Origin of the sequence: Streptococcus sp. Marseille-Q4154, assembly GCF_916700545.1 — a bacterium.
GTDB classification, from domain to species: Bacteria; Bacillota; Bacilli; order Lactobacillales; family Streptococcaceae; genus Streptococcus; species Streptococcus infantis_I.
Window position 1 is genome coordinate 135,490 of record NZ_CAKAKN010000001.1, and the last position, 18,041, is coordinate 153,530.

The 18,041-nt window shown below is 40.3% G+C and carries 14 protein-coding genes; 3 read left to right on the top strand and 11 right to left on the bottom strand.

Translation table 11 applies throughout. The annotated features are described in order from the left end of the window. Positions 1-3 precede the first annotated feature (3 nt). The 11 genes from LG369_RS00675 to LG369_RS00725 form a co-directional block, all read right to left on the bottom strand. The gene (locus LG369_RS00675; RefSeq protein ID WP_070678470.1) at positions 4-1,134 is read right to left on the bottom strand and encodes an N-acetyldiaminopimelate deacetylase; all 1,131 of its coding nucleotides are present in this window, start codon (positions 1,132-1,134) and stop codon (positions 4-6) included. 61 nt (positions 1,135-1,195) lie between these two features. Continuing rightward, entirely contained in the window at positions 1,196-1,894 is a 699-nt protein-coding gene (gene dapD, locus LG369_RS00680) for a 2,3,4,5-tetrahydropyridine-2,6-dicarboxylate N-acetyltransferase (protein ID WP_070678473.1), read from the bottom strand. A 63-nt stretch (positions 1,895-1,957) separates the two neighbouring features. After that, positions 1,958-2,890 (bottom strand): DMT family transporter, encoded by a 933-nt coding sequence (locus LG369_RS00685; protein ID WP_070678476.1) that lies wholly within the window; start codon positions 2,888-2,890, stop codon positions 1,958-1,960. 9 nt (positions 2,891-2,899) lie between these two features. Further along, positions 2,900-5,443, bottom strand: coding sequence for a penicillin-binding protein PBP1B (gene pbp1b, locus LG369_RS00690; RefSeq protein WP_070678479.1), 2,544 nt, complete (start codon positions 5,441-5,443; stop codon positions 2,900-2,902). A gap of 124 nt (positions 5,444-5,567) precedes the next feature. After that, positions 5,568-6,464, bottom strand: a complete 897-nt coding sequence (galU, locus tag LG369_RS00695; RefSeq protein WP_070678482.1) for a UTP--glucose-1-phosphate uridylyltransferase GalU — start codon at positions 6,462-6,464, stop codon at positions 5,568-5,570. Positions 6,465-6,485: 21 nt separating this feature from the next. Next, entirely contained in the window at positions 6,486-7,502 is a 1,017-nt protein-coding gene (locus LG369_RS00700; protein ID WP_070678485.1) for an NAD(P)H-dependent glycerol-3-phosphate dehydrogenase, read from the bottom strand. A 148-nt stretch (positions 7,503-7,650) separates the two neighbouring features. Continuing rightward, positions 7,651-9,309, bottom strand: a complete 1,659-nt coding sequence (locus LG369_RS00705) for an ABC transporter permease (protein WP_070678488.1) — start codon at positions 9,307-9,309, stop codon at positions 7,651-7,653. Next, positions 9,299-10,390: an ABC transporter ATP-binding protein gene (locus tag LG369_RS00710; RefSeq protein ID WP_070678491.1), complete on the bottom strand. Its 1,092-nt coding sequence runs from the start codon at positions 10,388-10,390 to the stop codon at positions 9,299-9,301. The genes LG369_RS00705 and LG369_RS00710 overlap by 11 nt, the downstream gene beginning before the upstream one ends. Before the next feature lie 12 nt (positions 10,391-10,402). Beyond that, positions 10,403-11,449, bottom strand: a complete 1,047-nt coding sequence (locus tag LG369_RS00715) for an ABC transporter substrate-binding protein (protein ID WP_070678494.1) — start codon at positions 11,447-11,449, stop codon at positions 10,403-10,405. Between the two features lie 114 nt (positions 11,450-11,563). Beyond that, positions 11,564-12,334 carry a response regulator transcription factor gene (locus tag LG369_RS00720; protein WP_070678496.1) on the bottom strand — a complete coding sequence of 257 codons (771 nt, stop codon included), beginning with the start codon at positions 12,332-12,334 and terminating at the stop codon, positions 11,564-11,566. Then, positions 12,327-13,976 carry a sensor histidine kinase gene (locus LG369_RS00725; protein ID WP_074324494.1) on the bottom strand — a complete coding sequence of 550 codons (1,650 nt, stop codon included), beginning with the start codon at positions 13,974-13,976 and terminating at the stop codon, positions 12,327-12,329. The genes LG369_RS00720 and LG369_RS00725 overlap by 8 nt, the downstream gene beginning before the upstream one ends. A gap of 150 nt (positions 13,977-14,126) precedes the next feature. On the opposite strand from LG369_RS00725, the gene leuS reads away from it, so the two are divergent. The 3 genes from leuS (at position 14,127) to LG369_RS00740 (ending at position 17,866) form a co-directional block, all read left to right on the top strand. Beyond that, the gene (leuS, locus tag LG369_RS00730) at positions 14,127-16,628 is read left to right on the top strand and encodes a leucine--tRNA ligase (RefSeq protein WP_225749950.1); all 2,502 of its coding nucleotides are present in this window, start codon (positions 14,127-14,129) and stop codon (positions 16,626-16,628) included. 110 nt (positions 16,629-16,738) lie between these two features. Next, positions 16,739-17,431 carry a GNAT family N-acetyltransferase gene (locus tag LG369_RS00735; RefSeq protein WP_074324496.1) on the top strand — a complete coding sequence of 231 codons (693 nt, stop codon included), beginning with the start codon at positions 16,739-16,741 and terminating at the stop codon, positions 17,429-17,431. Between the two features lie 12 nt (positions 17,432-17,443). Continuing rightward, a complete protein-coding gene (locus LG369_RS00740; protein WP_004250626.1) occupies positions 17,444-17,866 on the top strand; it encodes a GNAT family N-acetyltransferase in 423 nt (140 codons plus the stop codon). Positions 17,867-18,041: the final 175 nt, after the last annotated feature.

An 18,041-nucleotide genomic window follows, 5' to 3' on the forward strand; every position in this document is an offset into this window, starting at 1 on the left:
TGTTTACTCCGCAGCTTTCTTTGCTAAAAAGCTTGATACAGCCTCGACTCCAATTGCCAGAGCTTCTTCCTTAGGACTCATCTTTGGATGGTGAAGAGCATAGGGACTATCAATTCCAAGCCAGAACATGACACCGGGAACCTTGGAGAGAAGATAACCAAAGTCTTCTCCTGTCATGGCAGGTTCGATGTCGATTAGTTCAATTCCCTCTTTTTCATCAAAGAAGGTCATCAATTCTCGAGCTAATTCAGGGTTGTTTTCGACAGGTAGGTAACCTCCCTGCTTGAGTTCAACTTCCACATCCATATCAAAAGCAGCTGCGACACCTTCAGCGATGGCTTTGACACGTTTTTGAACTAAGAGGCTCATGCTATGTGTGAGAGCTCGAATGGTTCCATGCAAGAAAGCTGTATCAGCGATGACATTATTGGTTGTTCCAGCTTGAAAGACACCGAAAGTGACGACAGCTCCCTCGATAGGATCAACATTACGGCTAACGACTGACTGAACTTGAGTGACAAAATAGCTAGCTGCAACCAGAGCGTCGTTTGCTTGATGTGGAAAGGCTGCGTGACCACCTTTACCCTTGAAGCGAATCTTGACTTCGCAAGTTCCTGCAAAGAGTGTATGGGTATTGGTCGCAATCTGTCCAACTTTTAGGTCTGGACGAACATGAAGCCCATAGAATTGGTCAGGCAACCAGTCGTCAAAGGCCCCGTCTTCATACATGAGCATGCCACCTGCTTCGTTTTCCTCGGCAGGTTGGAAGAGAAAGAGGAGATTATTTTTAGGTTGGTTTTCTAGAGCGCGTTCGAGACTTCCTAGGGCAATGGTCATGTGAAAGTCATGCCCACAAGCATGCATACGGTCTGGGTGTTGAGAGGCAAAGGCAAGACCTGTTTGTTCAACGATTGGGAGTCCGTCGATATCTGTCCGCCAACCGATGGTACGTTCTGGCTGACTTCCCTGTAAATACACTAAAATACCTGTTCGCCAAGTGCGAATTTGAACAAAATCTTTACCAACTGTTAATTTCTCAATGACATTGAGCAAATAAGCTTGAGTCTTGACTTCTTCTAAACCGATCTCAGGAATTTGGTGAAGATCACGTCGAGTCTGAATCAAATCTAACATAGTTAATTTCCTTCTGCTGATACGATAAAGAGGCTGGAAGAGTTTCCGCCTCTGTTACTATTTACAAGGTGCGAAGCGCATCTTCTAGCGCTGTTTTTTGTTGGGTTTGGCTATCGATTTCTTTGATAACACGAGCTGGGACACCGGCAACCACAACATTTTCTGGAACATCTTGAGTGACGATGGCACCTGCTGCAACAACAGAACCGCTACCGATTTGAACACCTTCGATAACCACAGCGTTAGCACCGATGAGTACATTATCACCGACACGGACAGGCTCTGCACTAGCTGGTTCGACAACACCTGCAAGAACAGCACCGGCACCTACGTGACTATTTTTACCGACAATAGCACGTCCACCTAGAATAGCACCCATGTCAATCATAGTGCCAGCACCGATTTCAGCACCAATATTGATCACAGCTCCCATCATGATAACAGCGTTATCGCCAATCTCAACCTGGTCACGGATGATAGCCCCTGGTTCGATACGAGCATTGATGTCGCGTTTATCAAGGAGAGGTACAGCTGAGTTGCGAGCGTCTTGCTCAACAACATAATCTTTATTTTCTGTTAGTCCTTCAAGAAGAGGTGCGATATCCTTCCAGTCTCCAAAGAGAACATTTCCAAGCTTGGTAACAGAAGCAGGGATAGATCCAGTAAGTTGCCCCTCAAAGGTCACTTTTACACTTGTCTTTTTCTCAGCATTTGCGATAAATTGGATAATTTCTTGTGCATTCATTTTTGTAGCAGTCATAGATGTCTCCTCACTCTTTGTAATGCTTACTATTCTACCAAAAAAGGCTTCAAAATTGAAGCCTTAAGTGTTAAAAGAAGATTCTTTTAGTTTGTCCTTTGATTCTTCGATGGATAAGAAGATCATGGGAATAATAATCAAAATCATAGCTAATAGCAGGTAGCCGTCCAAGACAAGACCTAGAAATAGAACGCTTAGAATAGCAGAGGATAGCGGTTCACTTGCACTGACCACTGACACCACCAATGGGGATACGAGTGATACAGCCTTCATAGATAGGAAAAAGGCAAAAGCTGTTCCCAAAAAGGCAATGGTCAAACAAATCAAGATGCTCACCCAATCCAGCTGAAAACTAATTCTATAAACAGGATAGAGAAAATTACTAAAGAGTCCAGCCAGCATCATTCCCCAACCAACAGTGGGAACAAAACCATATTTTCGAGCAAATGGCTGGGGCAAAATGACATTAAACATGACGCCCAGCGCACTGAGAAGTCCAGTTAATAAAGCGATAGGAGTGATGGATAACTTAGAGAGATCGCCTTTGGTAGCCATCAAAAAGACCCCAAGCATGGCAGTTAAAACATAGAAGATTGCTTTTTTAGAAGCTTTTTTCTTGTAGATGATACGGTTGTATATGAGAATGAAGACAGGACTGATAAATTGTAGGATGGTTGCAGTTGTCGCATTAGAGTGTTCTACACAGAGATAGAAGAAATACTGAACAGAGAAGATTCCTAAGATGGCATAAGCCAGAAAAGGCAGGTAGTTTTTGCGCTTTCTCCATATATCGAATAGCTGTGAGCGGAACTTAAAGCTAGAAAAGATAAGTACGAAACCACCTGCAAGGCTTAGTCGCATGGAAGTAATCCAGCCAGATGATACTTGATAATGCGTAAAGAAGAATTCTCCTAAAATGCCACAAATACCCCATATTAATCCAGATAGGAGGGAGTAAATGGTTCCCTTAAAAATATTCTTTTGATACTGATTCATATAGAAAGGTTAGCGTTGGGATCTATTCGAAGAAGAGTTGTTGCTCTCACTGGTAGTATTATTGTTAGTATTACCATTATTATTGCTGTTGCTACTGTTATTACTTCGATTATTATTGTTGCTATTGTTATTGTTATCTTTGTCTTTTTTATCTTTGTCTTTGTTATCTTGTTTTATTAAATTTCCAACAATTGTATTCCAAGCATTTCGATAGTCAGCCTCACTACCACCAATTGCAAAGTGGAATGTCGTAGTTGGGGCACCAGCTTGGTTGGCCCAGTAACTTGTAACAGTCTCTCCGCCAATTTCGTAATCTTTTCCGTTGAGATTAACTCGTCCTGGCTTTTGACCAGTTGATTTAAGAACTTGAGAAGAAGTTACACTTGAATCAAGGCTGAAACGCTCAGTTCCCCAAGCAGAAGGAGAAGCTTGTTGAATAGCATTTACCAGATTAGCCATGTACTTAGCATTACGGAAGTATGCGCCGTTAGCTAGGGGACTATTATCATCGTGACCAACCCAGCCTCCAAGAGTCAATTTTGGAGTTGAAAGCATGAGCCACATATCACCTTCTTCGTTGGTTGTACCAGTTTTACCAATCCAATCAGCACCTGCTAACTTAGAATTGATGGAAGCAAGATCGCTTTGAAAGCTCGTGGTTACTCGTGATGAAAGTACGTCTCTCAATAGACTTTGCATAATGGTTGCAGTAGCTTTAGAGTAGACCTGAACAGGTTCGTCTTTATGCTCATATATGACCTCGCCATTGCTTTTTTCGATTTTCGAAATCATGTATTTTTTATGGTAAACTCCATTATTAGCAAGTGTTTGATATCCATTTGTATGTTGAGCTACAGTAACTTCAATTCCTCCTCCCATAGGAAGACTTTCAATACCATATTCTGGGATTTCATAACCCATTTTTTCCATGTAGGAGCGGACATCAACTCCTTTTTCACGGAGCATACGATAGGTCCAGTAGGCAGGGATGTTCCATGAATAATTGAGGGCTTCCTTAAGGTTTATCATAGCTGTTCCTGGACTGTTGACGTGCATGATAGGGGTTCCGTTAGCAAAGTTGGTAGGATAGTTTGATAGGATACTAGCACTTCCCATCAATCCTTGGTCAATAGCAATACCATAAGCTAATAGTGGCTTAGTAGTAGAGGCAGGAGAGCGTTTAGTATCAAAAGCATGATTATTTTGATTGTTTTGGTAATCTCGTCCTCCTACAAATCCTATGATGGCTCCTGTTTTATTATCCATTAAGACATTTCCGACTTCAGGTTGACCACTACTATCATTTAAAAGGTAGCCATAATTTGCCACAGCATCTTGCATGGCAGCGTGGATCGTTTTGTCGATTGTAGTAGTGATACGGTAACCACCATTTTGAATTTCTTTTTCAGCTAATTCACGATAGGATTTTTGGATAGACTCGTTTTTGAGTTCTTGGGCAGAGACGTTGTCTTTTTGTACCAAGTAGTCATACATGAGATTAGTTGCTTCATCGAGAGCAGTAAAGTAGAGATAGCCCCTAGAAGTTACGTCTACACTTTCAGCTGGTAAGAAATCTTGCTTAATGTCATATGCCTTATAGGTTTCGTAGTCTTCTTGACTGAGCACTCCAGTTCTGTACATATTGTAAAGGACATCTTTTGAACGTTTGATACCTAGTTCCATATCCTCTTCGCTCTTCATTTCCCCAGTTGATTCATAAGGTGAGTAGGAGATAGGACTTTGTGGCAATCCTGCTATGAAGGCTGCTTGAGGAATCGTTAGCTGATTGGCGTCAACCCCGAAAATACCCTTGGCTGCTTGTTGAGCTCCTGCGATGTTTTGACCTTTATTGTTACGACCAAAAGGAGCAACATTGAGATAGGTTGTTAGGATTTCGTCCTTGCTCATAGCTCTTTCTAAGGCCAAGGCATCCACGATTTCACTGGCTTTACGAGCAAGTGTAGGAGCATCACCAACCACTTGTTGTTTGATGAGCTGTTGTGTTAGGGTAGATCCTCCACTGGAAGAACCAAGTCCGATGAATTTTCCTAGACTGGCGCGAATAACCGCTTTAGGAACGACACCGTTGTGCTCTGCAAAGTGTTCATCCTCGGTTGCAACGATAGCTTGCTTGAGATTATCTGAAATGGCGTCTGATGACACAGAAGTGCGAAGTAGATCGCTTTCGATAGCGCTAATCATGGAACCATCTGCATAGCGAATTTCAGAGATGGATGAAATATCGTTCACTTGTTTGACTAAATCTTCTGTTTGAGGGACACTTACTTTATCAAACAGGGAAACTGCATAACCGAAAACAACTCCAGTACCTAAAAGTCCACCAAGAAAGGCGATAATGAATAGGGTATTAAAGGTTGCCTTGATTCCCAGTAAGATATTGGCAAAGATAGTCCAAATATTCGTTTTGGTTTGCTTTTTCTTTTTAGATTTTTTAGGACCACTTTTTCCTAAATGTATATTTTTTAACTTTGTTTTTAGGGACTGAAGGAAAGCCAGTCCTTTTTCTTTAAGTTCTAACAATTTATTCTTCATTTCTTTCCTCACTCTTATTATTATACCATAAAAGCAATGATTGCAAGAAATTAGTCTTGGACGAGCTTTAGAGGGGTTAGGCAACAAAAAAACCAGGTAAATTCAACCTGGTTTTAAGGGTTTGTTATTCACCTGAAAGTTCTTTTCCAAGATCAATCAAGTAGTCTTTCAAGTGGTCTTTAACTTGTGGGTGTTTGAGAGCATATTCGATGGAAGTTTTCATAAATCCAAACTTATCTCCGACATCGTAACGTGCACCTTTAAACTCGCGAGCAAATACTCGTTGGGTTTTATTGAGGGTATCGATAGCATCTGTTAGTTGGATTTCATTTCCGGCGCCAGGTTTTTGATTTTCAAGAATACCAAAAATCTCAGGTGTGAGAAGGTAACGACCGATGATGGCTAAATCACTAGGAGCATCCTCAGGTGCTGGTTTTTCAACGAAGGTTTCAACGCTGTAAAGTCCGTCTTTTCCTTCACCTTGAGGTGCGATAACACCATAGGCAGAGACTTCTTCGTGTGGTACAGGCATCACAGCAATGGTAGAAGCGTGAGTCTCTTCGTAATCATTCATGAGCTGTTTGGTCAATGGGACAGCACTGTCATCAGTGATATCCATGAGGTCATCTCCCAGCATTACCACAAAAGGTTCGTTCCCGACGAAAGCTTTGGCTTGTAAAACGGCATCTCCGAGTCCACGTGGGTGTGTTTGACGGATGAAGTGAAGGCGCATGCCTGTTGTTTCATCAACTAATTTTAAGAGATCTGTTTTTCCTTTTTCCCTGAGGTTGTATTCTAGTTCAAAGTTTGAGTCAAAGTGATCTTCGATAGAACGTTTTGACTTCCCTGTTACAACAAGAATATCCTCAATTCCAGACTTTAGAGCTTCTTCAACGATGAATTGAATAGTTGGCTTATCCACGATTGGCAACATTTCTTTTGCCAATGCTTTGGTTGCTGGTAGGAAACGAGTTCCAAGTCCCGCGGCAGGGATAACAGCTTTTCTAACTTTTTGCTTCATGAGCTTCCTTTCTAACGGTGATTATGACCACTCGTTTTCTGCCTTGAACTCGTTACTCATGAGTTCAGAAACAGCATCTTTAATATTAACATTTTCATAAATAACTTGGTAAATAGCCTGGGTAATAGGCATATAGACTCCAAGCTCTTGCGCCAATTCGTAAGCGGCTTTGGTTGTTGAAATTCCTTCGATGACCATTCCCATATTTGCTTCGATATCTGCCAAGGCTTCACCACGCCCAAGAGCATCACCTGCTCGCCAGTTACGTGAGTGGACAGAAGTTCCGGTGACGATTAAATCCCCAACACCTGAAAGTCCGCTATAAGTCAGTGGATTTGCTCCAAGTTTGACTCCTAGACGAGTGATTTCCGCAAGCCCGCGCGTGATAATAGCTGCTTTGGCATTATCTCCAAATCCAAGTCCATGAAGGGCTCCTGCACCAACCGCGATGATATTTTTAAGAGCACCAGCTGTTTCCACTCCGATCACATCTGTATTGGTATAAAGACGGAAGTAGTGGTTACTAAAGAGTGCTTGAACATACTGAGCTGTCTCTAAATCCTTAGATGCAGCAGTAATCAAGGTAATATCACGGACGATTGTTTCTTCTGCGTGACTAGGACCAGATACAACCACAATTTCACTGCGGAACTCTTCAGGGATTTCTTCTTCAAGAATGGTTGAAAGACGTTTGTGACTATTTGGCTCGAGACCTTTTGAAGCATGCATAATAACCACTTTATGATCAAGAACAGCAGCTACCTGTTGAGCTACCAATCTTGTCACCTTAGTTGGAACTACGAACAAGACAGCGTCAACGCCCTTCAAGACTTCTGCCAAATCATGGTAGGCAACAATCTTTTCGTCTAAAACAGTATCCTTAAAATAGCGTTTGTTGGTATGTTGTGTATTGATTTCGTCAATTTGGTCAGGAATATTTCCCCAGATACGTACTTCATGTCCATTGTCATTTAAAACTTGTGACAGAGCAGTACCCCAAGAACCAGGCCCTAAAACAGCGATGGTTTGTTTGTTCATTTTCCCCTCCTTCTGAGAAAGCACTTTCCTATATTCTACCATAAAAAGCCCTATCTTGCATCTATATTATTTATGAAGAATTAACTTAGTAAGAGAGTATAAATAAAAAAACAGCCAATAAGAAATTTGGCTGTTTTTAGGAGACAAACTAGAGTGTAATACTATTGTTTTTAGAAATTTTCATAAATAGTAACAATGAAGTAACTGTCAAGACAGTGAGGATAGTTGACAAAGCAGCTGCCACGCCATAATTTCCACGAAGTACTTCAGTGTAGATAGCTACGGTCATTGTTCTAGTCTTAACATTGTACAAGAGAATCGAAGTAGAAAGTTCTGAAATCATTGTTACCCATGATAGGATTGCACCTGAGATGATACCTGAAAGCATCATTGGGGTAGTGATTTTAGTAAAGGTATTGAGACGGCTACTTCCCAAACTTTCGGCAGCTTCTTCGATACTAGGAGCAATTTGTTGCAAACTAGCAACTGAAGAGCGAATAGTATAAGGAAGTCTTCTGACAGATAGGGACATGATCAAGATGAAGGCTGTTCCTGTAATCATAAGGAAGCCACTTCCGAAGATACCTGTATTGAATGAAGAGATAAAGGCAATACCGAGAACTGTTCCTGGTACGATATAAGGTACCATACTAAGACTATCGATTAGATTCGTAAATAGGTTGCGCTTACGAACTGCAAGGTATGAGATGAAGGTCGCAAAGACAACAACTAGAATCAAGGCAAGTAGAGGAATGCGAATGGTATTGAAAATAGCAGATCCCATACGGTTAAAGGCTGTCTTATAGCTATTTAATGAGTATCCTTTAACAAATACCATACCTGATGTCTTAAGGAATGATGTGTAAATCAAGTAAACTTGAGGTAATACAGAGAATAAGATAATGCCATAAACAGTCACATAAATAGCAGCCATCTTTCCTTTTGTCGTTTTCTTAGGTTCGATTGGATGAAGCGAGTTCATACTAAAGCTGAAACGATTTGAAATGTACTTTTGAATGAGGAAGATAGCAAGTGCGATTGTAATAGCCATGATTGCTAGAGCAGATGCGAATGCTGAGTTGCCTCCAACCTCACTGATAAACTGAGTATAGATTAATACCGGGAAGGTACGATATCCCTCACCAATCAGCATCGGAGTACCAAAGTCTGAGAAAGCTCTCATAAAGACTAGGAGTGCCGCTGCGAGTAAAGTTGGAACTAAGAGTGGCAAAACGACTGTTAGAATTCGTTTAAAGCCGAAAGATCCCATGCTTTCAGCAGCTTCCAAGAGGGAGTTGTCGATACTCTTCATAGTTCCAGCTACGTATAGGAATACGAGAGGGAAAAGTTGGAGTGTAAAGACAAGTACAATACCTTTAAAGCCGTAGATATCAAAACCTGGCAAATGTAGTGTGTTGGTTAGAAATTTTGTGATAACTCCGTTTCTACCAAGAAGTAGAATCCAAGAATAGGCACCTACAAAGGGAGCTGACATGGATGCGATGATAATCAAAATTTGTAAAAATTTCTTTCCCTTGAAGTCATACATTGAAAAAAGATAAGCTAGCAAGGTACCAACAACGACAGAAGTGATTGTGGCAGTTACAGAAACCTTAAAACTATTAATGAGTGTCTCAGAATAATAAGATTTGCTAAAGAATGTTACAAAATTTTCTAAAGAGAAACTACCTTCATGTATTAGCGCTTGTTTTAATACAGTCACGATTGGGTAGACTAAGAAAACTAAGTATGTAAGGAAAATGAAGAAGGAAGATGCAGTCCAGATATTTAGTTTTTTACGATCCATGGCTGACTCCTTTTATGAGATTCCGAGAACCATCTTCAGAGAAGACATTGAGTTTCTGAGTATTGATACGTAAACGAACATGATTTCCTTTTTCTAAATCTTCTTCGAATGTAGATTCTTCACTCACTTGAAGTTTTGGAGCAAATCCTGTTTCAATGAAGTATTCAGTATTTAATCCAAGGTAAACGCTGTCGGTAATTGTTCCATCGATTGGGCCATTTTCATCACGGATAAATTCTTCGGGACGAATGCTGACACGGATGTTTTGTTCGTCGACTTGGTCAAGAGCTGGCATACGAAGAGAATAACCATCTTCAAAGACTATGTAAGATCCATCAGCTTGTTTTTCTAAACGAGCAGGAATTATGTTTGTTCTACCAATAAAGGTTGCGACAAATTCATTCGCAGGTTTGTGGTAAAGTTCTTTTGGACGACCAATTTGTTGAATAACACCATCTTTCATAACGGCAATTTGGTCAGAAATAGCCATGGCTTCTTCTTGGTCATGAGTTACGTAGACAGTTGTAATACCAACTTCGTGTTGAATTTCGCGGATAGCTTGACGCATATCTAAGCGAAGTTTTGCATCTAGGTTACTGAGGGGCTCATCCATGAGGAGAACGCTAGGATTAACAGCCAAGGCACGTGCTAAGGCAACCCGTTGTTGCTGACCACCACTAAGTTTATCTGGTCTACGATCAGCGTATTGGGAGATCTGCATTAACTCAAGGTATTTATTCGTTTGTTTGATGAGTTCATCTTTTGGAACTTTCTTTTGCTTGAGTCCAAATGCTACGTTATCACGCACTGTCAAATGTGGGAAAATCGCATAGTTTTGGAAAACCATTCCAATGTTTCGCTTGCTAGGTTCCATATTGTTGATTTTAGTATCGTCGAAGTAGAATTCTCCTCCTTCGATGCTATTGAAACCTGCAATCATACGAAGCAAGGTTGTTTTTCCGCACCCTGAAGGCCCAAGGAGAGTGAAAAGGCTCCCCTTAGGAATGGTAACGTTTAAATTTTCGATAACAGGTACATCATTGTAGATTTTCTTAGCATTAATAATTTTAATCTCGCTCATAGTCGACCTCTTTTATTGTTTAGATTGGATATCTGTAAAGATTTCGTTGTATTTTTTAACAATATCTGATTTATTTTTGATGACATAGTTATAATCTTCAGTTAGTGTTTTAATTTGTTCGATTGGTTTCATGTTTTCGCTAGTTTTAGCATTTTTACGAACTGGACGGTTAGTAGTTGTTGTACCAAGGGTATCTTGAACTTCTTGAGAAATGATAAAGTCGATAAATTTCTTAGCGTTTTCTTTATTTTTCGCGTTTTTTATAATAGCAGCACTTGCTGGTAAGAAGACAGTTCCTTCTTTTGGATAAACAACTTTAATGTTGGCACCATCGTTTAGAAGTTTAACTGCAGGATCTTCGTATGAAAGACCAACAGCCATTTCTCCATCTGCTACAGCCTTGTAAACACCAGATGAACTTGAGCCAATTTTGCCGTCGATCAAAGTAAAGAGGTCTTTGACATATGTCCAAGCTTTATCATCTGTATACCCACCTTGTGCTTGTAGCATGTTTGTTAGTTGTGCAAAAGCACTAGAAGAGTTAGCTGGGTCAGCAGTTGCAATTTTACCTTTGAGTTCTGGTTTGATAAGATCACTATATCCTTCGATATTCATCCCCTTAGTTAAATCAGGGTTTACAATTAAAACACTTCCGTCTAATGTATAAGGAGTTGAGTAACCAGTTGTATTTTGATATTCTTTGATGACATTTTCATTTTCAGGAGAAACGTAGTTTTCAAAAAGCTCCCCATGAGTAGCATATTGAGTATAAGAACCACCAAATATGATATCTGCAACAGGTGCTTCTTTTTCAGATTCCAATTTTTTAAAGAGTTCGCCAGTTCCTGCTTGAATGAGTTCAACTTTAATGCCATATTTTTCTTCAAAAGCAGGGATTGTTGCACCAATTAGTCCTTCTGAGTTTGGCGAATAGACTACAAGAGTATCGCTACCTCCGTTTTCAGTAGCTTTATCTCCTGAAGCCTCGTCAGAAGAACAGGCAGTCAGCCCCAAAATAGCAAGTCCACAAGCAGCAAAATACATCCATTTCTTTTTCATGATGGATACCTCCAAAGTTTTTGTTATATCTATTTTAAAAAAATGTAAGCGCTTTTAAAACCCAAAATTCTATCCTATTAGGGGAAAATTCTCTACAAAAAAGAAGAATAATTTCTAAACTATCCTTCCTATGTTTTTTAATTCTTTTGGAGAAATATGAAAGTATTTCTTAAAAACTTTTCCAAAATACTTATAGTCTGAGAAGCCGACTTCTTCAGCGATTTGACTAAGAGGAGAGTCAGGATGTTGACTCATCTTTTCAACGGCTTGTTTTAAACGATATTGAAGGATGTATTCGTTCAAGGTGATAGGGAAATCTTCTTTGATAACCTTGTAGAGATAACTTTCGCTATAGCCTAGATTCTCTGCAATGGTAGAAATGGTAAAGTGTAGGTAGTAGTGTTGGTGTACAAATTCGAGAATTTGTTGAATCAGTTGATTTTGAGGATTGATTTTTTGAAGAGAGGTAACAAAGGTTTGATAGTCTTGTAAAAATGGATTGGATTGGTGTTGGGTCATTTTGAGACGAAGTGTTATTTTTTCTAGACACTCTGTTAGTTCTGTGACGTTTATAGGCTTAGATAGGAAGTCTACAGCTCCAAATTGCATAGCTTTTTTAGCATTTTGGAAATCGTCATAGCCAGATAAGATCACTTTTTCATAGGAAATAGACTTTGTGGCTTCAAACATCATAAAAGCATCCATGATGGGCATGGTGATATCCGATAGTACAATATGTGGTTTTAGTTTTTGAATCAGTTCCATTCCTTCTTGTCCATGGCTAGCAGTTCCTACAATTTGAATACCTAAAGCAGAGTAATCGACAGCAATCTCAAGCCATTTTCGAATAAGGTGTTCGTCTTCAACAATGATTAGCTTAAACATGTGTTCTTCCTTTCGTGACAAATTTCACCCAAGTTTCACCTTTGGGATTTACTCCTAAATCCAACTCGACATTTTCAAAAAAGTTATTCAATCGTTTGTAACTATTGACAATACCGTGCTGCGTATGTGGACTATTCAGAGATTCTAAGATATGGAAACATTCTTGTTTAGTTAAACCACCTGCATTATCCAAAACGATAAAAGTCAGTGTTTCTTGCTCTTGAGTGATTTGGATAGAGATAGCAAGGTCAATACGATACTGTCTTCCATATTTTAGAGCATTTTCTACAAGCGGTAATAGGAAAAGTTTCGGAACGGTTTGGGAATATAGACTTTGAGAACAGTTAATTTGATAAGAAAATTGTTCAAAACGAATTTGATGAATCTTTAAGTAAGCTTCAATAATCTCTAAATCTTGTCCAAGAGTCGTTTCTTTCTCTAATTCAGTCACACTGTATCGCAAGATGCGCGTGAGATTTTGAATCAGTTCTTGAGTAATACTCGCATCAATCATACTCGTGATTTTAATGGTTTCCAAGGTATTGTATAGGAAGTGAGGATTGAACTGAGCTTCTAGCATCTTTCTTTCAAAGACCCATTTTTCCTTCTCGATAGTTAACATCTTTTGATGAAGCTCGTCCAACTCCTGTAGCATATCGTTAATTTTCTCGGCTATCAGTTCAAATTCATCCTCAGTATGGAGAGTAAGTTTCTTTTCTTTTTTCTTAGGAATTTCATGTAATTGAAAGACTAAACTTTCAATAGGACCAGCATTATGGGTTGCGATTTTATGGGCGATTCTCCTAGCCTGCCAAAAATATAATAGAAAGATACAAAGTGTTAGTATGGAAGCAAGGCTAAGTAAGCTAGGAATAGGAAAGAATGATTGGAAAGTGTAAATTGAAAAAATTGAATCAACTTTACGTTTTTCAATCAAAATTGGATTTTCAACGAACCAATGTGTTTTTGAACGGAGCGATTTCTCATCAAATTTTTCCAGAGTTGATTGTGTAAATTGATTAGTATTACTAGAGTATATATTACCAAAGGAATCTGTGATGATGTATTTTGAATTAATTAAGGGGATGCTTGATACGAAATCATTCTCATTCACAAAGGAAATACTATATGCTATTGCTCGTTGATTTTGAATTATAGGCATAATAAAGACAGCATAATGTTGCTTGTCCATCGATAGAGCAACTTTCTCTGAAATGGATCCTTGGGTAGTGTTTTGAATTAATAATTTTAAATAATAGGGAGCTAAAAGAGTTTCTTTATGATTGCGATTGGTGCTAAATAAAAGTTCGCCAGTCTCATCGAGAATGACAAAATCAGAACTGAGTTTTAGTTGAGCTTTTGTTTCATAAAATAGACTAAATAATTCTCTATCAGTGTGTTTACCTTCTATAAATTCTGGAACCATTTTTTTATTCATGGTTTCCAATAATTCATAATTTGCTTGTTTCATGTCTTGAACATGTTGAGTAATTTGTTGAGTATCCTTAGCTAGTTGCTGCTTTTGAAGGAAATAGGAAAAACCAAATAGAAGGATAAGGAGTAAGAGAGAAGTCGCTAGGGCAGCTAAAGAACTGCGGTGAAGAATCTCTTTTTGGAGAGAATTTTTGAAAGAATGGGGCATAATTCACCTCTTTGGGAAGAGTTTGTTAAAGTAAGTATAGCAGTATTAAAAATGGAAGGCAAGGTCAAAAAAGAAAAGAGTTAAGAATAAAGAGGCTAATTCCCTCTAAAAATGGTATAATAGGAACATCACGAAAATTGGAGAGACAGCATGAGTTTTTACAATCACAAAGAAATCGAGCCTAAGTGGCAGAAACACTGGGCTGACCATCATACTTTTAAGACAGGAACAGATGCCTCAAAACCTAAGTTTTATGCATTGGACATGTTCCCTTATCCATCTGGAGCAGGTCTTCACGTAGGACACCCAGAAGGATACACAGCGACAGATATCCTTAGCCGTTTCAAACGTGCCCAAGGCTACAACGTCCTTCACCCAATGGGCTGGGATGCTTTTGGTTTGCCTGCAGAGCAATATGCTATGGATACAGGGAATGACCCAGCGGAATTCACAGCGGAAAACATTGCCAACTTCAAACGCCAAATCAACGCCCTTGGTTTCTCTTACGACTGGGACCGTGAAGTCAACACAACGGATCCAAACTACTACAAGTGGACTCAGTGGATTTTTACAAAGCTTTACGAAAAAGGCTTAGCTTATGAAGCGGAAGTGCCAGTAAACTGGGTTGAGGAACTAGGGACAGCTATCGCCAACGAAGAAGTTCTTCCAGATGGAACATCTGAGCGTGGTGGCTATCCAGTTGTCCGCAAACCAATGCGCCAATGGATGCTCAAAATCACTGCCTATGCAGAGCGCTTGCTCAATGACTTGGATGATCTGGACTGGCCAGAGTCTATCAAGGACATGCAACGCAACTGGATTGGTAAATCAACTGGTGCCAATGTCACCTTCAAAGTGAAAGGGACTGACAAGGAATTCACCGTCTTTACGACACGTCCTGATACTCTTTTTGGTGCGACCTTCACTGTTTTGGCGCCTGAGCATGAACTAGTAGATGCCATCGTAAGTGCGGAACAAGCTGAAGCCGTAGCAGATTACAAACACCAAGCTAGCTTGAAATCAGACTTGGCTCGTACAGACCTTGCCAAGGAAAAAACAGGGGTTTGGACTGGTGCTTATGCGATCAACCCTGTAAACGGCAAAGAAATTCCAATCTGGATTGCCGACTACGTTTTGTCTAGCTATGGTACAGGTGCTGTTATGGCTGTACCTGCCCACGACCAACGTGACTGGGAATTTGCCAAACAGTTTGGACTTCCAATCGTAGAAGTACTGGAAGGTGGAAACGTAGCAGAAGCTGCCTACACAGAAGATGGCCTTCACGTCAACTCAGACTTCTTGAACGGTCTTAACAAAGAAGAAGCGATTGCTAAAATCGTGGCTTGGCTGGAAGAAAAAGGTTGCGGCCAAGAGAAGGTGACCTACCGTCTCCGCGACTGGCTCTTTAGCCGTCAACGTTACTGGGGTGAACCAATCCCAATCATTCATTGGGAAGATGGAACTTCAACAGCCGTTCCAGAAAATGAACTCCCACTTGTCTTGCCAGTCACCAAGGACATCCGCCCTTCAGGTACTGGGGAAAGCCCACTAGCCAACTTGACAGACTGGCTGGAAGTAACCCGCGAAGATGGCGTCAAAGGTCGTCGCGAAACCAATACCATGCCACAATGGGCAGGTTCAAGCTGGTACTACCTCCGCTATATCGATCCACATAACACAGAAAAATTGGCTGATGAGGATCTACTCAAACAATGGTTGCCAGTCGATATCTACGTGGGTGGTGCAGAACACGCTGTGCTCCACTTGCTTTACGCTCGTTTCTGGCATAAATTCCTCTATGATATCGGTGTTGTTCCAACCAAAGAACCATTCCAAAAACTCTTTAACCAAGGAATGATTTTGGGAACAAGCTACCGTGACCACCGTGGTGCTCTTGTAGCGACTGATAAAGTTGAAAAACGTGACGGTTCCTTCTTCCATGTGGAAACAGGCGAAGAGTTGGAACAAGCGCCAGCCAAGATGTCGAAATCCCTCAAGAACGTGGTAAACCCAGACGATGTGGTGGAACAATACGGTGCTGATACCCTTCGTGTCTATGAAATGTTCATGGGGCCACTCGATGCTTCGATCGCTTGGTCAGAAGAAGGCTTGGAAGGAAGTCGTAAATTCCTTGATCGTGTTTACCGTTTGATCACAAGTAAAGAAATCGTTGCAGAAAACAATGGTGCTCTAGACAAGGTTTACAACGAAACTGTTAAAGCTGTCACAGAGCAAATCGAGTCCATGAAATTCAACACAGCCATTGCCCAACTCATGGTCTTTGTCAACGCAGCGAACAAGGAAGACAAACTCTATGTGGATTACGCTAAAGGCTTTATCCAATTGATTGCTCCATTTGCTCCTCACTTGGCTGAAGAACTCTGGCAAACAGTGGCAGCAACAGGCGAGTCTATCTCTTATGTAGCTTGGCCAACATGGGACGAAAGCAAATTGGTTGAAGATGAAATTGAAATCGTAGTCCAAATCAAAGGAAAAGTCCGCGCCAAACTCATGGTCGCTAAAGACCTGTCACGCGAGGAATTGCAAGAAGTTGCTCTCTCTGACGAAAAAGTCAAAGCAGAGATCGAAGGTAAAGAAATCGTGAAAGTAATTAGTGTACCTAATAAGCTTGTAAATATCGTAACGAAATAAATTTAAAAGTCCTTCAGAGTAGAATCTGGAGGATTTTTTGTAGATTACCTGTGAGATGTGATATACTATTCACATCTTTAAACTTATAAGTGTGAGACAAGGAGAAAGTTATGCCAGTAAATGAATACGGTCAGATGATTGGTGAATCTGTAGATGATACACCTGGAGTTTTGCCTTCACTTATACGGATAGAAGGGCGATATACGACTATAGAAGCTCTATCGGTGGAAAAGCATGCAGAGGATTTATTAGCTGTCTATGGCCCAGATAGTCCTCGTGAGATGTGGATCTACCTTTTTCAACCACCTGTGGCTAATCTAGAAGAGTTAATGGTAGCTTTAAAGCAGATGATTGAGCAAAAGGATCGCTTTTACTACGCGATTATCGATAAAGCGACTGGTAAAGCACTGGGTACTTTTTCGCTCATGCGTATTGACCAAGCCAATCGCACCATTGAAGTTGGCTCGGTGACTTTTTCTCCGGCTCTCAAACAGACCAGGATGGGAACAGAAGCTCACTGTTTGCTAGCCCGTTATGTCTTTGAAGAACTCAACTATCGACGCTATGAGTGGAAGTGCGACGCCCTCAATCTTCAATCTAGAAAAGCAGCAGAACGTTTGGGCTTTGTCTATGAAGGCACCTTCCGCCAAGCTGTTATCTATAAAGGTCGCACCAGAGATACGGATTGGTTGTCCATGATCGATAAGGACTGGCCACAAGTCAAAGCTCGTTTGGAAACATGGTTGGCTCCTAAAAACTTTGATAAAAATGGGCAGCAGATAAAATCGCTTAGGCAATGTTAGAAAGGTTCTACTATGATAAAATTTACAAAAGAATCCTCTGTTTCAATTGATGACGTTTTACATCTCTATCAGGCAGTTGGTTGGACAAACTATACCAATCAGCCACAGATGTTGGAGCAGGCCTTGTCTCATTCGCTAACGACTTATCTTGCGCGTGATGGTGAGGAAATCGTTGGTTTAATGCGTCTGGTTGGAGACGGTTTTTCATCCGTTTTTGTCCAGGATTTGATTGTTTTGCCTAGCTATCAGCGCCAAGGAATTGGTAGTAATTTGATGAAAGAAGCCTTAGCTGACTATAAGGATGCCTACCAAATACAACTAGCGACTGAACAGACAGAAAAAAACTTGGGTTTTTACCGTTCTCTGGGGTTTGAAACCTTATCTACTTATGATTGTACAGGAATGATTTGGGTGGATCGAAAAAAATTTAAATAATTCTTTTATCTTAAGTTAACTTTAAGTTTACTCATGTATCATGTAATCATTAAGTAAAGACCTCCTAACTTTATTTAATAGAAATCCTAAACTTTTCTTTTTCATAATAATCTCCCTAAAGAAGCCACCAAATCAGGTGGCTTTTTTTATGTTCAAATGCAGAAGTTTTAAGGTA

Bases quoted from the DNA above. Each gene is read 5' to 3' on its own strand.
- LG369_RS00725 (WP_074324494.1), bottom strand. From the start codon at position 13,976: ATGCCCCATTCTTTCAAAAATTCTCTCCAAAAAGAGATTCTTCACCGC.
- leuS (WP_225749950.1), top strand. From the start codon at position 14,127: ATGAGTTTTTACAATCACAAAGAAATCGAGCCTAAGTGGCAGAAACAC.
- LG369_RS00710 (WP_070678491.1), bottom strand. From the start codon at position 10,390: ATGAGCGAGATTAAAATTATTAATGCTAAGAAAATCTACAATGATGTA.
- LG369_RS00705 (WP_070678488.1), bottom strand. From the start codon at position 9,309: ATGGATCGTAAAAAACTAAATATCTGGACTGCATCTTCCTTCTTCATT.
- LG369_RS00740 (WP_004250626.1), top strand. From the start codon at position 17,444: ATGATAAAATTTACAAAAGAATCCTCTGTTTCAATTGATGACGTTTTA.
- LG369_RS00720 (WP_070678496.1), bottom strand. From the start codon at position 12,334: ATGTTTAAGCTAATCATTGTTGAAGACGAACACCTTATTCGAAAATGG.
- LG369_RS00700 (WP_070678485.1), bottom strand. From the start codon at position 7,502: ATGAACAAACAAACCATCGCTGTTTTAGGGCCTGGTTCTTGGGGTACT.
- dapD (WP_070678473.1), bottom strand. From the start codon at position 1,894: ATGACTGCTACAAAAATGAATGCACAAGAAATTATCCAATTTATCGCA.
- LG369_RS00715 (WP_070678494.1), bottom strand. From the start codon at position 11,449: ATGAAAAAGAAATGGATGTATTTTGCTGCTTGTGGACTTGCTATTTTG.
- LG369_RS00685 (WP_070678476.1), bottom strand. From the start codon at position 2,890: ATGAATCAGTATCAAAAGAATATTTTTAAGGGAACCATTTACTCCCTC.
- galU (WP_070678482.1), bottom strand. From the start codon at position 6,464: ATGAAGCAAAAAGTTAGAAAAGCTGTTATCCCTGCCGCGGGACTTGGA.
- pbp1b (WP_070678479.1), bottom strand. From the start codon at position 5,443: ATGAAGAATAAATTGTTAGAACTTAAAGAAAAAGGACTGGCTTTCCTT.
- LG369_RS00675 (WP_070678470.1), bottom strand. From the start codon at position 1,134: ATGTTAGATTTGATTCAGACTCGACGTGATCTTCACCAAATTCCTGAG.
- LG369_RS00735 (WP_074324496.1), top strand. From the start codon at position 16,739: ATGCCAGTAAATGAATACGGTCAGATGATTGGTGAATCTGTAGATGAT.